Here is a 1,203-nt window from a genome sequence, read left to right as displayed (position 1 = left end):
CCGAGTGGCGGGGCCGGTGGTGCGCCAGATCATGGACGCCTGGCTGCTCGATCAGGAAGGCCACTTGAAGCCGCAATACGCGACCCCTGCCAAGGCACCGGGTGATCCCCACGTCTAAAGCCACAAATACACACAGGTGATTGCCCTTACTCCTACATTCGTCTAAATTGCGATTCGTTCTCATTAGCGCTAATCGCCATCATGCCCGAATCGATCCGCCACGCTCACCAGCCTGTTGCCACGCTTTACGGTGCCCATCACCGCTGGCTGGTGGGTTGGTTGCGTGCGCGGCTGGGGTGTTCGCATCAGGCGGCTGACCTGGCACAGGACACCTTCATTCGCCTGCTATTGGCCGACCGGGCCAAACCTCTGGCCGCCGACCTGAAGGAGCCGCGGCACTTCCTGGTGACCATCGCCAGGCGCGTGATGATTGACAGCTACCGTCGCAAGGCCCTTGAGCAGGCTTATCTCCAGGCTTTGGCCGAACAGCCCTTGGCCTACGCCCTGTCACCCGAAGAGCGCCTGCTGATCATCGAAACCCTGCAGCGCCTCGATGCGATGCTCGACGGTCTCGGGCGCAAGGTGAAACGCGCGTTCCTGCTCTCGCAGTTGCAGGGCATGCCTTACAAGGAAATCGCTGAGCAGCTACAGGTCTCGGTCAGCTCGGTGACCAAATACATCGCCAAGGCCACCGAGCATTGCCTGCTTGAAGCGCTGGACCAATGACCCTTGACCCGCAACGCCAGGCGCTGAGTGCCGCAGCCCAATGGGTTGCACGCCTGGCGGAGGTGCCCGGTGATCGCCAGCTTCAGCAGGACTGGAACACGTGGCGCGAAGAATCCCCGTTGAACCAGTGGGCCTGGCAGCGTGTGGAGATGCTCCAGGGCCAACTCCAGTGCCTGCCGGGATCCCTGGCCGTCAATGTGCTGGACAAGGCCGCCGATCATTCCCGGCACCTGGGGCGACGCGGCTTGCTCAAGGGCCTGGTGATCGGTGCCGGGGTGAGCGCCATGGGCTGGACCGGCTATCGCCAGGCACCGATATGGATGGCCGATCAGCGCACCACCACCGGCGAACGTCACACTGTCACCCTCGAGGATGGCACCCGGCTGTCGCTCAATACGGCCAGCGCCGTAGATGTGCGCTACGGCCCGGACCAGCGGCTGCTGATCCTGCGCGCCGGTGAGATCCTGATCGAGACCG

3 protein-coding genes are annotated in these 1,203 nt (G+C 63.4%); all 3 read left to right on the top strand.

Features of this window, described 5'->3' with window-relative positions:
• Nucleotides 1-118, top strand: a 118-nt coding sequence (locus tag HX846_RS40360; RefSeq protein WP_372241969.1) for a hypothetical protein, incomplete at its 5' end; no start/stop codon positions are given.
• An 83-nt stretch (nt 119-201) separates the two neighbouring features.
• Complete coding sequence (locus HX846_RS08115; protein ID WP_008434587.1) at nt 202-726, top strand: sigma-70 family RNA polymerase sigma factor; 525 nt, start codon at nt 202-204, stop codon at nt 724-726.
• A partial coding sequence (locus HX846_RS08110) for a DUF4880 domain-containing protein (protein WP_178965229.1) occupies nt 723-1,203 on the top strand: 481 nt, incomplete at its 3' end. The genes HX846_RS08115 and HX846_RS08110, both read left to right, overlap by 4 nt.

It is taken from the genome of Pseudomonas sp. K5002 (assembly GCF_013386655.1).
Taxonomy (GTDB): Bacteria; Pseudomonadota; Gammaproteobacteria; order Pseudomonadales; family Pseudomonadaceae; genus Aquipseudomonas.
Note: the sequence above shows the minus strand (reverse complement) of the source record. Positions and strands in the feature narration are given on the sequence as shown.